Origin of the sequence: Bradyrhizobium aeschynomenes (assembly GCF_013178945.1) — a bacterium.
In the GTDB taxonomy this organism is placed as follows: Bacteria; Pseudomonadota; Alphaproteobacteria; order Rhizobiales; family Xanthobacteraceae; genus Bradyrhizobium; species Bradyrhizobium aeschynomenes.
The window spans coordinates 416527-432652 of record NZ_JABFDM010000004.1; the positions used below are offsets into that span (position 1 = coordinate 416527).

General features: G+C 60.0%; 18 protein-coding genes. 7 read left to right on the top strand and 11 right to left on the bottom strand.

The annotated features are described in order from the left end of the window. Nucleotides 1–205: 205 nt before the first annotated feature. The 4 genes from HL666_RS14820 to HL666_RS14835 form a co-directional block, all read right to left on the bottom strand. Complete coding sequence (locus HL666_RS14820) at nt 206–865, bottom strand: SOS response-associated peptidase (RefSeq protein ID WP_172182150.1); 660 nt, start codon at nt 863–865, stop codon at nt 206–208. Nucleotides 866–869: 4 nt separating this feature from the next. Next, nucleotides 870–1640, bottom strand: a complete 771-nt coding sequence (locus HL666_RS14825) for a hypothetical protein (protein WP_172182152.1) — start codon at nt 1638–1640, stop codon at nt 870–872. Nucleotides 1641–1842: 202 nt separating this feature from the next. Further along, entirely contained in the window at nt 1843–2487 is a 645-nt protein-coding gene (locus HL666_RS14830; protein ID WP_172182154.1) for a hypothetical protein, read from the bottom strand. A 10-nt stretch (nt 2488–2497) separates the two neighbouring features. Further along, the gene (locus HL666_RS14835; RefSeq protein WP_172182156.1) at nt 2498–2911 is read right to left on the bottom strand and encodes a hypothetical protein; all 414 of its coding nucleotides are present in this window, start codon (nt 2909–2911) and stop codon (nt 2498–2500) included. Between the two features lie 518 nt (nt 2912–3429). Between HL666_RS14835 and HL666_RS33985 the strand changes: the two genes are divergently transcribed. Continuing rightward, nucleotides 3430–3726: a hypothetical protein gene (locus HL666_RS33985; RefSeq protein ID WP_210261908.1), complete on the top strand. Its 297-nt coding sequence runs from the start codon at nt 3430–3432 to the stop codon at nt 3724–3726. Between the two features lie 420 nt (nt 3727–4146). On the opposite strand, the gene HL666_RS34200 is transcribed toward HL666_RS33985, so the two are convergent. Then, nucleotides 4147–4725: a hypothetical protein gene (locus HL666_RS34200; RefSeq protein WP_246741545.1), complete on the bottom strand. Its 579-nt coding sequence runs from the start codon at nt 4723–4725 to the stop codon at nt 4147–4149. A 133-nt stretch (nt 4726–4858) separates the two neighbouring features. On the opposite strand from HL666_RS34200, the gene HL666_RS14845 reads away from it, so the two are divergent. Continuing rightward, nucleotides 4859–5107, top strand: a complete 249-nt coding sequence (locus HL666_RS14845) for a DNA -binding domain-containing protein (RefSeq protein WP_172182158.1) — start codon at nt 4859–4861, stop codon at nt 5105–5107. 477 nt (nt 5108–5584) lie between these two features. On the opposite strand, the gene HL666_RS14850 is transcribed toward HL666_RS14845, so the two are convergent. Beyond that, the gene (locus tag HL666_RS14850) at nt 5585–5788 is read right to left on the bottom strand and encodes a helix-turn-helix transcriptional regulator (RefSeq protein ID WP_172182160.1); all 204 of its coding nucleotides are present in this window, start codon (nt 5786–5788) and stop codon (nt 5585–5587) included. Nucleotides 5789–5915: 127 nt separating this feature from the next. Continuing rightward, entirely contained in the window at nt 5916–8927 is a 3012-nt protein-coding gene (gene traA / locus HL666_RS14855; RefSeq protein ID WP_172182162.1) for a Ti-type conjugative transfer relaxase TraA, read from the bottom strand. Between the two features lie 170 nt (nt 8928–9097). On the opposite strand from traA, the gene HL666_RS14860 reads away from it, so the two are divergent. Both HL666_RS14860 and HL666_RS14865 read left to right on the top strand, forming a co-directional pair. Next, the gene (locus tag HL666_RS14860) at nt 9098–9424 is read left to right on the top strand and encodes a conjugal transfer protein TraD (RefSeq protein ID WP_172110600.1); all 327 of its coding nucleotides are present in this window, start codon (nt 9098–9100) and stop codon (nt 9422–9424) included. Nucleotide 9425: 1 nt separating this feature from the next. After that, nucleotides 9426–9662, top strand: a complete 237-nt coding sequence (locus tag HL666_RS14865) for a conjugal transfer protein TraD (RefSeq protein WP_172110413.1) — start codon at nt 9426–9428, stop codon at nt 9660–9662. 396 nt (nt 9663–10058) lie between these two features. Here HL666_RS14865 and HL666_RS14870 read toward each other — a convergent pair whose 3' ends face one another. Both HL666_RS14870 and HL666_RS14875 read right to left on the bottom strand, forming a co-directional pair. After that, a complete protein-coding gene (locus tag HL666_RS14870) occupies nt 10059–11345 on the bottom strand; it encodes a DUF4238 domain-containing protein (RefSeq protein ID WP_172182164.1) in 1287 nt (428 codons plus the stop codon). Nucleotides 11346–11360: 15 nt separating this feature from the next. Beyond that, entirely contained in the window at nt 11361–13079 is a 1719-nt protein-coding gene (locus HL666_RS14875; RefSeq protein WP_246741546.1) for a competence protein CoiA family protein, read from the bottom strand. A 1320-nt stretch (nt 13080–14399) separates the two neighbouring features. Here HL666_RS14875 and HL666_RS34415 point away from each other — a divergent pair. Further along, nucleotides 14400–14630 carry an HGGxSTG domain-containing protein gene (locus HL666_RS34415; protein WP_283814792.1) on the top strand — a complete coding sequence of 77 codons (231 nt, stop codon included), beginning with the start codon at nt 14400–14402 and terminating at the stop codon, nt 14628–14630. Here HL666_RS34415 and HL666_RS14880 read toward each other — a convergent pair. Next, nucleotides 14623–15351 carry a hypothetical protein gene (locus HL666_RS14880; protein WP_172182168.1) on the bottom strand — a complete coding sequence of 243 codons (729 nt, stop codon included), beginning with the start codon at nt 15349–15351 and terminating at the stop codon, nt 14623–14625. The two genes, HL666_RS34415 and HL666_RS14880, sit on opposite strands and share 8 nt — an antisense overlap. A 19-nt stretch (nt 15352–15370) precedes the next feature. Here HL666_RS14880 and HL666_RS14885 point away from each other — a divergent pair, with 19 nt between their 5' ends. After that, entirely contained in the window at nt 15371–15598 is a 228-nt protein-coding gene (locus tag HL666_RS14885) for a hypothetical protein (protein WP_172110409.1), read from the top strand. Nucleotides 15599–15608: 10 nt separating this feature from the next. On the opposite strand, the gene HL666_RS14890 is transcribed toward HL666_RS14885, so the two are convergent. Continuing rightward, nucleotides 15609–15782 carry a YegP family protein gene (locus HL666_RS14890; RefSeq protein WP_172110408.1) on the bottom strand — a complete coding sequence of 58 codons (174 nt, stop codon included), beginning with the start codon at nt 15780–15782 and terminating at the stop codon, nt 15609–15611. Here HL666_RS14890 and HL666_RS14895 point away from each other — a divergent pair. Then, nucleotides 15781–16008, top strand: coding sequence for a hypothetical protein (locus tag HL666_RS14895; RefSeq protein ID WP_246741547.1), 228 nt, complete (start codon nt 15781–15783; stop codon nt 16006–16008). The two genes, HL666_RS14890 and HL666_RS14895, sit on opposite strands and share 2 nt — an antisense overlap. Nucleotides 16009–16126: the final 118 nt, after the last annotated feature.

The following is a 16126-nucleotide window of genomic DNA, read 5'->3' on the forward strand; positions in this document are numbered from 1 at the left end:
ACAACGGGTTTAGAGCTGTCCCTGAGGGGCGCCTTTGTGGCGCCGCTGGCAGGGTCGTTTTTGCCACGTTCCGGTCTTTCCTGGCTTAGATGCCTTTGAGTGTCGATGATCTTGCGCTCCAACCACCCGGCGTGTTCGCGCAACTCTGAGGTCAATTCGTCTCGTCATTGTCTCCCCCCGGTGCGCAGCCTTGGTGACCCCGAGTTCAGAGAGCAGGGTCTTCTTTGTCGCCCCCGCGTGTCACGATTTTCAGCGCATCGTCCGGCAAGGGTCGCTGCAGCGCCTTGGCCTCCTCCCACGGCGCGCGCAACCAGACCTCGCGCTCCTCGGCCGAGGTCAGGATCACCGGCATAGCCTTCGGATGGATCGGCGCGACAACGGCGTTGGGCTCGGTCGTCAAGAACCCATAGACCAGATGCGGGCCGGGGACCGGCTTGGACTTGGTGCCGCGATCGCCCTCGAACTCGGTCCAGATGCCAGCAAAGCAGGTGAGGGGCCGATCGTCGGACATGGCGAACCAGACAATGTCCTTCTTCTTAGTCTCCGGATTCGGCTCCGGCGCGTATTCGGCGAAGCTGTTGAACGGCACCAGACAGCGGTTCTCCGGCTTCAGCCAGCCTCGCCAATGCGGGGACGATGTATTGCGGATGTTGGTGACCGGCGGCCCGCTGGTTCGCAGCGGCGGCGGCATGCCCCATCGCATCAGGACCATCTCCCGATCATCGCCGTTGCCGCGCACGACCGGTGCCGGATAGTCCGGGAACAGGCCAGGCATGGGTGGCAGGTTGCCCTCATAGCGCCGCACGATCCGGAACAACTCGGCGATTGCTGCTTGGTTGGTGGTGATGCTGTAGAGATTGCACATCGAGCTAGATCACGGGAAGTTTGCTTACGACATCCTCAGCGAAGAGATGGCATGCAAACGCCACCTCTTGAAACTCCGTGGCATCGAGTTCAATTTTGTCGTTGATTTGATAGATGCGCTCTCGATTTACACGTCTGAGTGAGATCGCAGCGCCGCCTTCGCCTGCAACGAAACCTGGGCCGACTTCAACTTCGTTTCCATCGACAATTGTGAAGGCCTGCAATCGAGGTAGCGTCAAGGACAGTTGTCCATTAGCATCGGCGTCTTTTGAGCTAACGATGCCATGGCGATGCTCCAAGCAGTTGCGCACGGCTACGAGAGACAATATCTCCTTCTCGAATGACATAGCTGATGTGAGTTGGCTTTGGACGGCAGTGATCAGTTGGGGGAAGTTTGCATTGTTCGCTCGGCGCTTTATTTCGCCGATGCGCTTCTCCAACTCATCCGCCGTAGTCCTGCCCGGCAACTCTTTCAGGCCGTATGAGAATAGATATGCTTCTTCTAGCGTCTGTCTCAATCCACGGACCAGCTCTCCGATTCCCTTCGCTACAATCCACGTCCTGAATGCGTTGCGCCGCTGCTCGGCTGTATATGCCGCGGTAAGTCGATAGTTCATGAAATTCTGCGGAGGCGCCGGGGATTGAGAGAGGTCCGCTGTTTCCAGCGAGCTCAAGAAGAGCGACACGGCTTCGTTGCTTTCAGCAGCCGCCAACTGAGCAGCCGATTTGACCGCATTGGGGTTAAGCGTTACTTGGACCGTCGGAACGTCGCTCATCACTGAATCCATGCTCGGACAACAAAACCAATATAAGCGTTCGCGCTGCGACGACGCTGACGTCAGATCAGCCTGCTGAAATCCGGCTTTCACGCAACGATGTTCGAATGTCCTCGGCTGGGGACGGTATGAAATAGCGCGGCCGTTGCGGCTCGATTAGTCGGGATCGGATACAATTGAACTTGGGACTTGCAAAGTTTGGCTATTTAGTATTGACGATCCCCTCAACATCTGCAAGTGCGGCCAACTCGTCTAGCCAGGGCATTGCAGTGTAGTACACGTCGCTGAGAGCGCTCAGTTGAATGAGTAGCCCAGTGCGGCAGACGGCCGTGCAAAGAGAGTTGATCTCGTCTCGACTGTATCTTCCTGCAGTCATCTCGGAGGTCAACTGCTGCCAAAAATCGTTCGGCGCACCAATCCCAGCAGCGGTAATCTTCCGCCTGATGGCGATAGCTTTACCAATGAGCATCAGCTCGTCGCGCGTCAGCTGTTCAAGAATGTTGGCCCATTTTCGGAATTTGTCGGGGTCTAACGCCTTGTTCCTTTTCAATCCCGCGATCACCTGAGCAAGAAGTCTGAGATTCTCCTTTGCCGCTCCATCGGCGACAGCCTTTGCGAACCGATAGGTGATCTCAATCATAGGATCGACATCGCTCTCAGCGAAATTGATCGGCTCAGACGAGCCTTTGCTGAGTTCCTCAATCAATATCTTGGCTGCCTCCGCTCTCCTTTGCTCTAGGTACCGATCACCAAGCTTACCCAGAACGCTGCCCCCGGGTACTTGTGCCAAGCTCAGGAGGTCACTGACGATTGCTGTGCCCCAAGGAGCCATTTCCTTTCCGCTCATATCGTTCTCCTCATCGCTCTCCAGGCCACCAGACCGAAGCCGGATGTGCCGCCGAAATCCTGCTCTCGCGCAACGCGACCAGCGCGCTCCGCTTGTATGGATGGCCGCGCAGCTGCGAGCAGTCTTTGCAGCGCATGTACCGCTCCAGCTCGTGTATCGGCGTAGTCTTCGGACGCCGGACGATGTCGAGCGCGACGGTCTGGTTGGTGTCGCAGCCGAGGCATCGGACCTCAAGATAGCCGAAGCCTGCGTTCAAGGCGTCGCCAAGGGTAGGGGATGGCTGCGCCGGTCCGCCAGCCTCAAGCATGAGCTTGTTCCAGGCGATGCAGGCGAGGCGGTCCGCCTTCTGGCGCGCGCGAACGGCTTGCTCCGCTGCAATGCGAATGGCCGTCCCGTAGAGGCGTTCGCGCGATTTGGTACTCATCGCTCATGATCGCGCCGATCGCAGTTTTCTGGAAGCCGCTAGGTCTTGCGGTGGAAAACGGCCGAACCACAATTGCGGCAGAGCTGCCTTGATCTCCCGCCCAAGTTGAGGTTGAGTGCCGCCGGGGAGGCGGGGTAATGCGATACTTGCTGTTGGTTCTTCTGGCCGGGCCATTGCTGACCGGCTGCTTTAGGTCGTCCGAAGAGATAAGGGCCGAACTCGCGGCCAAGGACGACCAAGAATGCAGGAGCTACGGTGCTCAGCCGGGCTCGCCGGCTTATGTTCAATGCCGTGCAACCCGAGCGTCGGCTCATGAGACGGCCGACGCCGTATTGGCTGCAGCACCTCCACCACCGCAAGCGGCCGCTGCGACATCGACTGCATCAGTGCCAGCGCTCGCGCCGCTGCCGCCTCCGCCTCAGCGCTGCACAACGACGCATTTGGGCGTGGGCCAATACCGGACGAACTGCATGTAGGCAACTCGCGAGCGCGAGGCAGGGATCACTCGGGAGGCGACAATGTGGGTGCAGACCGCCTGCGAAGCTCTGTCCAAAGGGCTCGTTTTAGAGCTGCGCTACGACGGGTTCTCTCGTTGCGTTGAAGTGCACGCAGTGGGTTTCACTCGCGACGGAAACGCCGTGATGCGGGTTTGGCAAACCAGTGGCGGGAGCACCAGCAACGAGCCGTTTGGTTGGAAGCTCCTTCGGCTCGACGAAGCCACTGGGGCTATCGTGAGCACGGTCAAATCTGCTGCACCTCGCAACGGGTATGTCAGGAACGACAAGGTTATGCAGAGGATTGCCTGTCAACTATGAGGCGCGCGACCGGACCGCGGCAATATGCCGAGTGGTCTCCAAGATGAGCGGTTGCTCGCGCGTCTCCTTCTCGACGAGGAGCTCAGTACCGTGGCGTGCGGTGGCCGACTGCGCCGGTATAGGGATTGTAGTTGCCGCTGGTGCCGTAGTTGTCGCGCTGCGTGTTGTTCGGATTGGTCGCGACGTATGGAGCGACGTAGGTGCCGTTACTCCGCGTGTATCCAGAAGAGCTGTGAGTGCTAGGGTTTGAGCCTGTCCCATAGCCGTAAGACTGAGCATGAACTGCGCCAGCGGACAGAGTCGTCAAGGCGAACACCAAAGCGAGCTTTAACATAGATTATCTCCCATTAGTTTCATTAATGATGAGAGACAACCATGGCAGTCGTCGAGCAGCAACCTCAGTGCGATACCGATTCATGCTCACTGACTGGCCCGAGTCGCTTGGCGACGATAAGCATCAATCATCTCGGGTGTGACATCTGCGGGATAGCAAAGGGGCGAAGCGCCGCCGGGCCTTGAATGAGCGCTGCGTGCGCCGCACGCTCTGCCGTTTCTCATCAGATCGTCCGGACAAGCGCACGGGTGGCCTGTGGCGTAGTACTGCTCTCGGCTCGCCTTGATGAGGATCGCGACGATGGCGGCGGTCGTAAGCGCGGTTTCCACCTTGCGTTTGGTATCGGCTGCGGTCGGCTTCTCTGGCGGCGCGAGCTTGGCCTGCGTTGGAGCGGGCTGGCGATCGCTTTCCGGTTTGGTTGGCGGCGCCAGAGTGGTCGGTGCCTGACCAACTCGGCGATCGGGCGCCGTTGTGACGGTGGGCGGGCTCATCGGTTCGGCCGTGACCGGTGCAAACGCTACCGGGTTGGTCGGGGCGATTTGCGCGGCTGGGGCGGGGACAGGTGCAGGAGTCGACGTGTCGTTGCCGGGCGCGCCTTGCCGCCCAACCGAATACGATACCAGGGCGGTCAGCCCCAGCAGAACAATGACGGCCCCCGCTTTCATCGGGCCATTCAACCCCAAGAGGTAAGCCCGTCAAGCTCACGTGATATGACCTGCGAGATTCCGGCTTGCCTTGGTAAAGGCGTCGATGGACGGAATCCTCGCCGTCAAGATCGTTAGTCCTCCCGGAGCGCCGATGCAGAAGCCGCCGCTTGATCCAGATGTCGCCGACCTGGCGCCCGCCGATGAGGTCCTGACCGAGTACGACGAGGACCATCTCGTCACTTACCTCCGGCTTCTCGATGCCGCCGACGCTGGAGCCGACTGGCGCGAGGTGGCGCGGATCGTGCTGCATCGCGACCCGGACGCGGAGCCAGATCGGACGCGGCGCGCATATCACAGCCACTTTGAGCGGGTGCGGTGGCTGTCAGAGGAGGGCTATTAGGGGTTTTTGCGGTCGCCAAGTTGATCGGGGTTGCCTGATTGCTGCGACGGCTTTGGATCATCGGAGCAGGCGGGGCGCTAACTCCAGCGACACGTTGAGAGAACCAATCATAGCATGGTCTGTAGCAATTCTTCGGTCTGAGCAATCGAACGCCCGCGAGCCATGCAGGGCAGCGATTGGCATCCGTAAGCATTTTGGGCACAAATTGGCCACACGGACCGGGTTGATCACGTGTGGCCTTTTCTGCGATGCGGTAAGTCTCTGATAACGCGGTGAGTTTGGTGAGCGCGCCGGGACTCGAACCCGGGACCCCATGATTAAAAGTCACATGGTCAATCTGCTTGGACCATGTCTGCGCGATACGTTGCATCGACACGCCAACCGTCTCTCGGGTTAGCGAAATCGCGTCCATCGTTGCCGGTGCCGGCAGCTCTTTCGTTCCATAAAAACGGCGCGCTTCCACTTGTCGCTGTATATTCATTGTTCTCTGTCTGGGCGCCATCCAGCTGGATCTGCAATCCAGCGGTCGATATCGGATTCATGCCAGCCCGAGCCGTGGGTGCTGATTTTGAGCTGGGCCGGGAACGTGCCCTCGGCGATCTTGCGGTAGATCGTGGACCGGGACAGGCCGGTTCTGGCGAGGACAGTTTTCATCCGGATGATACGGTCTGGTTCGCGCACGGTGGCGATGCCTCTTGCCGGCTGTTTCTGAAAACTTCTGAGGCCAGACAGGCACACATTTGCGGATAGACAAGAGGATCTCGCAGGTCGCCGGGTGTGGCGTAGGAACGGCGGCAAACGGGATGAATCAGATCCCGAGGCCCCGGCCACGGCCGAGGTCGATGCCATGGGTGAACGCCAATTCCTGACCGAGCCGGCGGCCCGATTCGAAGGCGATGCCAAGATCCTGCTTGCGGCTCGCGAGCATCGATTCCAGCTGTGGATCGCGTTCGAGGCTTTTGGCCATATCGCCCATGGCTGTGCGCGTGGCCTTGTAGCCGGTCATGTCGCCCGCTTGATACAGGCTCCGACTGATCTGTTCGAGCTTCTGCCAGCGCTCGACAAAGCGGTCGGCGCGGCGGCTCGGATCGATGCGCAATTCGGTCTCGAGCTGCAGCGCGCGCACAGCGCGGCCGACCTGGCCAATAGCCGCCTCACGGGCCAGTTCCGGGTTCTGCTTGTAGGCGGCTTCGGCGTCGTGCGAGCCATAGGGCCGCACCGCCTCGAAGGCTTGGCGGGCCGTCTGCAGCTCTTTCAACTGCTCGGGGTTTGCCCTGGCACCCGTGTCCTGGGTCGCGAAGATCGCGTTCACGGCGCGGGCGTGGCGCACCAGGGCCCGAGTCCGCACGCGGCGCGCTTCCGCTTCCGGTTCTTCCGCGACTGTCCTTTCCGGCGCTTCGATTTCTCGACGCTCGGCGGGCGTACTGCTCCTTTCCCGTTCCGGCGCTTGCCGCTCCGACCTCAGCTCGCCGTCCTGACGAGGCACATCTCCAGGCGAGCGAATGCCGTCGAACATGTCTCGCAGCTTCTCCGGCACCACCTTGCGCAAGATCTCGACCACGCGCTCGCGAAAGCTGATCCCGCGCCGCTCGGCGTAGCTCCGAACCGGATCGGCATGCTCGTAATCCGAGGCCATGTCCTTGGCGCGATGGCGCGACAGGGCGCGAACCAGCCGATCGTCATCGGCAAAATCATCGCGGCCATGGTGCAGGTCCACGCCATCGCGGTGCCGCGATAGCGCAACATAGCTGCTGTGGGCATCCATCCCTGGCGTCGCCAGCACATGGACGCGGTCGACAGTCATACCCTGCGCCTTGTGGATCGTCGCCGCATAGCCATGGTCGATCCGGTCGTAATCCTTGAGGTCGAAGCGCACAGATCGGCCATCGTCAGTCTGCACTGTCATGGATTGCGCACTGACTTGCTCCATGGTTCCGAGCGTGCCGTTCTTCACGCCAAGACCGCGTTCGTTCTGCAGGAACATGACTCGGTCTCCGCGGGCAAAAGTTCTTGCGCCGCGATCGACCGTCACACGCACCTCGTCGCCCAGATCGCCAGCGGCCCGCATCCGTTCGCGTGCTGCCTCGTTCAGCGCACGGACTTCGTCATTGGTGTGGGTGAGAATGATCCGGCTCAGGTCCGGCGATGTCTTCCGGTCGCGATCCCAGCGCTCGATCAGATCGCCGCGCGCCTGCTCTCGGCTCGGGGCCTCGTGCACCATGCCGTGGGCGCGGTAGACCTCAAGCGCATGGCCCACTTTGCCGGTCGCGAGGTCGCGCGTGGCGTCACGCTGCCAGTGCTCCCGTTGGCGGCGCACCTCTCCAATCTCCGCGCCGCTGTGACGCTCATGGATCGACCGGAACGCCGCGCCGGCCTCGATCGCTTGCAACTGTTGCGGATCGCCGACCAGTACCACTTTTGCGCCAGCATCGGCCGCATGGGACAACACGCGCTCGAGCTGGCGCGTGCCCACCATGCCGGCCTCGTCGATGACAAGCACATCACGGTTCGTGAGCCCGTCGCGCCCCTGTTCCCAGCCATGCTCCAGACTGGCAATGGTGCGCGACGCAATGCCAGATCCGCCTTCGAGGTTTTCCGCGGCAATGCCGGACAGCGCTACGCCCCGGACCCCAAAGCCTGCCGCTTCCCAGGCCTCCCGCGCCACCCCCAACAACGCGCTCTTTCCCGTCCCGGCATGGCCGATGACGACGCTCAGATCGCGCCCGTGCGTGACATTCGCTAGTGCCTCTGCCTGTTCAGCCGAAAGCACCAGGCCTCGCGCTTCCGCGCGCGTCAAGGCGGCTCGCCGGTCCACGTTGCGAACCGCATGGCGCTCCCGTTTCGCCATCCGTTCAGCAGCTCGGTGCAGCCGCTGTTCGACCTCGATCATTCCGCGCGTGGTGAACCGATCCTCGCCGCGGGTGTCCTTGCCGAGTTCGACCAGATTGGGCGCTCCCCGCATCACGCCCATCACCTCGTTGAACTGGTCGAGTCCGTCACTGTGTCGGTGCGCGAACTTGGCGAGGTCGCGGCGTGTGAAGGTCGATTGCTGCTGGGTGATGGCGTCCAACCCAAGCGAGGGATCGGCGATGATCCTCGCGCCATTGTTCCGTGCGATCTCGCGGTGCATCTCGGCGCGGTCGGCCTTACCGCCTTCGCCTCCGATGCCCTGCACCTCGATCCGCTTGGCTGGCGCACCAATCTGGCTCTGTGGCTCCAGCGCGATGCCCTGGGCTTCCAGACTGCGATTGTCGATCCGCGCGTCAATGTCGCGCTCGGCCAGCCGCTCATTGGCAAGCTCGGCCCAGCGCTTCCGCCAGCGCTCAACCACTTCGGTGCGATTCCAGCCTCGTACCTTTTGGCCGAATCCGTTCTCGTCGACTGCGCGCATGGTCAGCATGACATGGGCATGAGGCTTGGGCATACCGTCCTCGGCCCTGTCCCAATGCACATTGAGGTCGGCGATCATGCCGAGACCGACAAACTCGCTCCGGACAAAGTCCCTGGCGAGCTCGATGCCCTGCGCTTCACTCAGCTCGCGCGGAAGGGCAAACTCCACCTCGCGGGCCAGCTGAGAATCTTTACGGACTTCGGACGCCTCGACAGCATTCCAAAGCCGCTCGCGATCGCCCCATCGGGCCGGCGCGTTCTCCGGCAGCATCACCTCGGAATGGACGACGCCGCGCTTTCCGGAAAAATCCTGCTCACGGCCGAGCCGCTCGTCACGCAGCCGCGAGGCAGAGCGGTAGGCCGCCGACGCCACCGCGCTGCTCCCGGCCTTCCGGCCAATGACCTTGACGTGAAGATGATAGATCGCCATCGCGACCCAATCACTGACACAGCGAAGCGTACGTCGGAACGACGTATAAGCGCGCCCTCCCTCGAAAAAATCTCGGGAGGGACTACGCCGTCTCAAGCCATCCTAACGACCTTACAGCATTGTGCAGGATGTCGAGCTATCCTTTCGCCATCCAACTCGCGGAGACTAGGATGCGCAAACCAAGGGACTTTGATGCGGACCTGAAGGCACTCGAAGACAAAGCGCGCGGGCTGAAAAATCGCAAGGTGCGCCAGCTCGGCGAACTCGTTATCGCCACAGGAGCTGATGCTCTCAGCGCCGATGAATTGGCCGGCGCGCTGATCGTGCTGGCCGAGACGAAGGAGGCCGGAAGGAGGGAGGCGTGGGCCCGGCGAGGGGCCGCGTTTTTTCAAGGCCGCGCGCGACGAGCTGCGCCAGCAATTGATCGCAATGTGGAAAGCGCACCGACGCCACCTAGTGGCACGCAGCCGTTATCAAGCCGAAAGGGCGCGACATGACATGCGCACGTGGCAGGTCGAACGCCGCAAGCGTACGCGGCATCTCATCGAGCTTGGCGGTCTCGTCGTCAAAGCCGGGATAGTTGATCTGACCGGCGACAATCGCGCCACGATTCTCGGCGCGCTGATTTGGATTGCCGAAAAACTCAACGGCGATCAGGGCGAACGAGCCCGCGCGCTCTGGGCTGCAAAGGGAAAGAAGGCACTCGACCAGGACACTTTAGCCCGGGACGGCTAAACCTGAGCTAAGTGATTGTAGGGCACGTTGGTCCCACCGCTGGTACGCCCATCCCGACCTAGATGGGCGACCGCAATAACTTCTTACATTTTGCGAACTCGCAACATTACAGCGGCCCCTGGCCTGCGCCGCCCGGGTGTAGGGGGGAGCCGCAACTGCACGTGCAGTGTACGCACCATCCAGTTCGTTGAGGCTGCCGTAGTGCATTGCCGAGGGAACGCAAGTCGAGAGCAGAAAGTCGGCCGTGGAAGCAGTCCTTGTGCGATATTCCTACGCCAGCCCGCCGGCGAAAGCCTCATGTCGAAGAAGAGACATACCTCCCTGCGTAAAGTTTGCGATTTGTGCTGCGAACTGCTCCACGTTCGACATTGGGGCCTGCGGTCAAAAAAGGGACGGCTAAAGGCCGTTGCGATCGAGACGCTTGCCTAATTCTCTCATGCTGGCACCGCGGTGAACCACGCGGAACCAGCCATCGGCGGTGTTTCCAAAGGGCTCGATCATAGCAGCGCCTATCGCGCGCATGGGGCGTCCATCCGTATAGAGTTCGGCACGGAGCATGCCTCGATCCAATGCCATTTGGGCCAACAATGAGACTTGGTCGGTGCGAGCGGTGATACCTTCTCCGTAAGGATCGATCTCCTCGATTGTGAGCATCCCGTGGTCGGCGGGACCTTGGACGACAAGGTACGTTCCTGACGGCATCCCTGACCGTCGTTTAGGCGGCCGTCCCATGTCGCCTAACGTCAGGTGTGCCTTGACGGAACGAAGGTGGGGTTGCCGTTCCAATGCTTCGCGCGTGCGATCGAATGTGTCGGCGGCCGCGTAGAGGTATCGCGCGCTGTGAACCGTTTGCTGATGGTTAAGGGACAGGACCGCCTCTTCATCAATATCGATCGGGTTGCCAGACCTGAGTCCGTCTCGGTATCGGAGCACTCGCTCCTTCTGATCTGCCGCCAGACCTGCCTGCTCAGCGAGCTCATAGCGCTTCACAATGGTCGGGCAGTGCAAAGCTATTGCGATTTCTGGTGAAATGGGTAGGACGACCAGTATGCCGTGCGAAGTAAGTCCGAGCTCCCCATAGGGAAAGGCATTAATCAGCGCGATGGGATGATCAGAGATTATGAATTGGTGGCTTCCATTCGCTCGGTACAAGGCGGGGTGCAGGCGCAGAAGCGCGACGCCTTGTTCGCTGCGATGAAGGAATGTCCGTACTGCGCCGAGGCGCAGCGATGTATCTGATGGTGCCACCATGGTCGGATCCTGATCAGGATCGTAGCCGAGCTGTCGTGCGATATCCCGAAGCCGATCAGCGAGGTGCGCCGGCGTGGTCCGACTGAAATGCGTGCGAAGCATCTGCGTGGCGAACAAGTCGGCCAAAGCATGCCGGTCATTTTCGGATAGCCAAGCCACCGACTTGCGCGACAGGATCTCCGCGATAAGCCAAGCGGACCGGGTATCGACTTTCTGGAATAGATCTTCGAAGTTCCACTTCCTGGCGCCGACACTGACGGTGTTGAAGTCGTTCTCTGAGCCAGCGTTCAGGATGGAGGTTCGGAACGAGCGATCGGTTTGTTTGTCGAGCACGTAGAGAAAACGTTGCTCCGGATCCGCGGAGAAATTCCGAAGCTGCGCCTGAGGTACGAAGTGGTGCTTTTTGGAAGGTCGATTCATTGCTGTGGCCATATAAGATCCGAGCGCCTATCGACGCGAACGTTTCGTGGGTAGCAGCTCAACACACCTTTGTTTGGTGACGTCATCAATCGTGAACTCTTCTGGTGATTTTCCGCCGAGTTCCCGCCTCCTGCCTCGCATCCATAAGACAGCTCGCGCCTCGTCATAATACCGAGACTGTGCGAGGACGGCCAGCTCGGCCACGGCTTTTGCCTTCCGCTTGCTCGCTCGGTGCTGAATCTCAATCTCTCGTGCTCGGGAATGGAGCGCCCGGAGCGCATCGTCGCGACCAGCCTCGCTATCTGAAGCGACCTCGATGGGAGGACGCCCTCCAGTGATTGAGTTTAACGTCACAAGCCAGATTTCCGCTTCCCCGCCGAGCTGTCGAAGCGCGCGATTTCGAAAATCGTCGATCCGCGTAGCTTGGTCTGCAGCGATTCTCGCTTGATTGTCGCTTTGACGTTTCGCTTCTTCTGCATGCTTGCGCTCGAGTGCACGCGCCAGGGCGCCATGGTAGGGAAGCCCAATCAGATCCAGGCGTTCTCGCGGCGAGAACCGGATTCGGGTCGCGACATTGTCAAGGTCGTTCGTAAACGATCGCCACAGGGTTTCATCGAAGTCGACTGCTTCACGAGGTGAATGGCCGCGTTCCAGGAGCATTGAATTGCACCATTGTTCAAATGCGAAAGCAGCGGTCTCGTCTGCTGGAAGAGTGGCGATAAGCTTCTCAACTAACTGACGGAGCTCGCGCGTACGTTTGACCGGTCGCGCGCGGAGCTCGCGCGCCTTATCGACCCGCGCCAGTAGGGTATGCGAGGGCCGCCAAATCTCAGTCGGGCCGGAATGAACGAAGCCAAGGCGTTCGAGTCGAGTTAGATATGCTTCGACGGCCCCGAATGGGGAATTGAACGGAATCCCAGACGCTCGCACGTCGCATGCGATTTCACCAGAAATGTCAGCAAACGATGTGTCGAGCCATCGTCTGCTTCGGAGTGCCGCGAGTCCATTCCGAGCTCGGAAAGGCGCTTTCCTTGAAGCGAGCAATGCTTCTAGAACAGCCGCTTGCCATTCCGCAACGGCCACTGTGAAGCAACCGGCCCCATTTACCGGCAGATTGATGAGGTCGGCGAGGCCATTTTTCCGGGCCGCGACCTCGGAGGTCCCGCTTCCCGGGACCTTTGACGGTGAACGATGGCAATAAGAGATGCGATAATGTTCGATTTGCGCACGGTTTTCCTCCGCTCGCCGCAGCGCCCGCGCTTCGAGGCGTGCGCGGGCTTCACGTTCCCGCGGATTGTGCAGCCATTTACGCGGTGCGTCGTATAGTATCTTGTCGCCGATCTCTCTGAGATTGTGGTCGCGGTATTGCGAAAGGTCGATCTCAATTGCGCCCACATCCATCGCTCGGATCCGTGCGATCTTTTCCGCCTCGCAGGGATGTGTCACTTTGAATTCTACAATGAGCCGGCGGTCGCGTAATACTAACACGACGTCAGGAATGATCTGCCCATCTTTGGTTTCCAGGATTGCTCGATCGAAAGCACGCTTCGCCGCCCGGACGACAACTTCGCGGTTTCTCTGCTGCTCCACGACCTGCGCTGGCAGAGTGATTTCCAGGCGATCGTTCAAAATACTTTTCGCGAATTTGTGGAGGGCTGTCTCGCCGGCAGAGATGCACGATGTGCCATTTGTCTGCGTATGATGCGCAAAATGGTGCGCCTGCACATCTCCCTTTTTCGCAACCATCGGTCTTCCGCAACCGGGGCACACGCAGTGGCAGCCAAGCCCAGAGACGACCTCGTCTATATGCAGCAGCCGACCGTCAGCGGCCTCGGCAACGAAAGCGCCGCCGTGTTCAGTACAGGCGAACAGTTCTCGCAAGCGAATACACATTACCGGAACGAATCAGTGGGCTTAGGTCCAACTATAGCGGGGATAAGGCGCATCACTTAACCCATCATGCATAGGCCACCAAGTCCCGAACGGGCCGCGCCCGTGTCCTCCGGAGACCCAGCGTAGAACCTTTGCTTCGGGGCAAGGCGTGCCCCGGCCGCAGCAGAAAAGCTAGCAGGTCGCCGCGCCGTGCAGATGTTTCCGCCGGGAACGCCGAAGTTTCCTCTCCCGACTGGCTACGATAGGCATGTCAGCGCTCGCGGCGTCTTCCACTATCGACCGGAGCGAATACCAAGCTCTCTAATTGAGAGTTCGAGCCGCGTCGACCCCGAGAACGAGTTCTTAAACCTGGGACCATTTCTAGGGGCAACGTCGTCGACCGGGTGAATGCAGGCGAGCAGCGTCTGTGCCTGACCGAGCGTGCAGCCAAGCGAAGGGGAATTCGCAGCGCTGCGGCAACCGCCAGTGCAATCCCCGTTCAGCGGCAATATTTCGAGACAACGAAGGAGCCGAACAGCTCAATTGAGATCCGCGGACTCGTGGATGTCTTGGCTCAACGATTGGACAGCTTACTAGGTTACTGTGGCACGTAAGGGCCAAGAAGAGCGCCTCTCCTGTCGAGCAGGTCCCGGCGCCGTCGACACCGGAAGTCAAGGCGAACGTTGCGTATTGCCCGCCTCCCGACGAACTCGACACCTGCGTGCCCGAGTTGAAGCGCCTAGGCGGCTCAACGTCGGATCAGTGGAATCTGATGCGCTGCATTTAGGTGATCAGTGCTGCCTGGTGCGGTCGCAACCCGCAACCCGGCAAGGATCTCGACGACAAGACGACAGCCATTCTCGTCGTCATGGCCGGGGTGACTCCGAAGGATACGATTTAGGGCATGATGGCTGCCCAGCTCTTCGCTTCTCAGGCTGCTGCCATGGAGTGCTATCGCCGGGCGATGCTTCCTGACCAAAGCGTCGAGGGCAAGCAGATGGACCTGACGCTGGCCGCCAAGCTAACAACGGCCAACGCCGAGCAGGTTGCGGTTCTTTCAAAGTACGGCGGCAAGGGTCAGCAGAGGGTCGTCGTTGACCACGTGCACGTCTACCTGGACGGCCAAGCCATCGTCGGACAGGATCCCAGGGACGTCTATGAAAAATCCAGAGGCTCGACCCCATGCTATGGGATATGCAAAATGCTCCCCGTTGCGGGGCGAGAACGAAGAGCAGGCACGGGAAACCCTGCCAGTCGCCGGCAATGCCTAACGGTCGCTGTCGGATGCACGGGGGCCTTTCGCCAGGAGCCCCGAAGGGCAACCAGAATGCCTTCAAGCACGGAGGCTATTTGGCGCGGTCGGTCGATGAGAGGAGGCCCATCGCGGCGCTACTGCGCGAAATGCGAGGTGCCGTGCTCAGATGATGGCGCCCTTCGGCGGCGGGATGTTCGGCCATCTCTCGGAAATTGTCTGGCAAGCTGCCTTCATGTTCTCGAATATCGTGACAGAGTTTCCCGGCGCGGGATAAAGCTCGCCGCTGAAGGCGTCGAGAGTGACGCAAATGGACCGGTCAGCTTCAGTGCCTTCCTCCTTGAGATGGTTCTTGAGAAGACCAAATACCGCCGCGGACTGATATCCACCGACGTTCGGGTCGAGCGGCTTGCCTTTGGCATAGCGCAACATGAAGGCTCCGGTCCGTTGAACGTTCTTCTTGTCTATGCGGGCGAGCAAAAGGTGCGGCTTGAGCTTCACCTTCACCCCGTGGACCTTAACAGAGGGGAATTTCTTGCCGGGCAAAATCTCCGCATTGGGCAATTTGATGCTGGCCACCACCTCGCTGAAACGCTCCAGGTAATCAGCGTTCGCCTCATTGGTCAGAGCATCAAAATCATCTGTGGCAAGTTTGTTTCGGATGTAATCAGCCTTTGTTTCCAAGGTCTTAGGATCCGCTGTCCCGCTCTGGATCGCGCTCGAGATCGTGATCTGCGCCTCTTTGTGCTGAAGCAACCTAGCGAGGGGCCGATACTTGCATCCTTCGATGATGGAACGTCGCCGGCGTTCGGAAGCCGCCATGTAGTCCGCCAAATAGCGGACCGTGATCTCGGCTTCTGGAACCACAACATGTGTCTTTTCAGGCTTAGTCATGTGAGCCTCGGAGAATGAGATGTCCAACTACTACTTCAGCGCAAAAGTGGATGATGACACCACGTTGTGCATTGCGCCGATCACGGCTCGCCGCATCGAGCTTTCCGGACAAGAAATTGCCGATGACAGCGGATACTTTCTCTTCCAGACCAAGGGAGGCGCAGAACCGAGCGAGGTCGAAATTCTCGCTCGTCTAACCTCCGAGGAGGCGGTCCTGCGTCTCAGCCAAATGCTCGATCTCAAATGAGAGGCGCCGATCAGCGTTCGTGGACCGGCGTCGTGCTGTTGGTGCTCATCACAAGACCAATTCCGTGAAGTGCGTCATTCTTATTCCAGTAGCTCTCGCCTGAATCCGCGATCTTGCGGTTATTGGCGGCATAGAGGGTCCAGCGCCATTGATTGGCGTGGTCGCGATAGAGGACGAAGTACATGATGACCTCCAGTGAGGGTAATTTTCAGCGGTACTTGTTCGAGTACAAATTCGACAACTCAGAATGGGCGATAGAAATCGTTGCTGCGGACCCGGCCGAAGCGCGCGAACGCCTGAAAGCGATCAGCTGGGCGCAATACAAAGGGGAGATCTTTGCAAAAATCCCCGTCACCCCAGGCCCGCTAACTCGAGCTCTTTCCAGAATCCGGTCTGCCTTGAGCATCTAACTTGGTTGAAGAAAGATAATCCGCAATGGATGCGGGCCTGATTCGCCGTGAAATAAAACTGAGAGTATGTCGCAATTTTTGCTTGCGGGAGGTCGAATCGGCCCCTGGTGACTGCGCC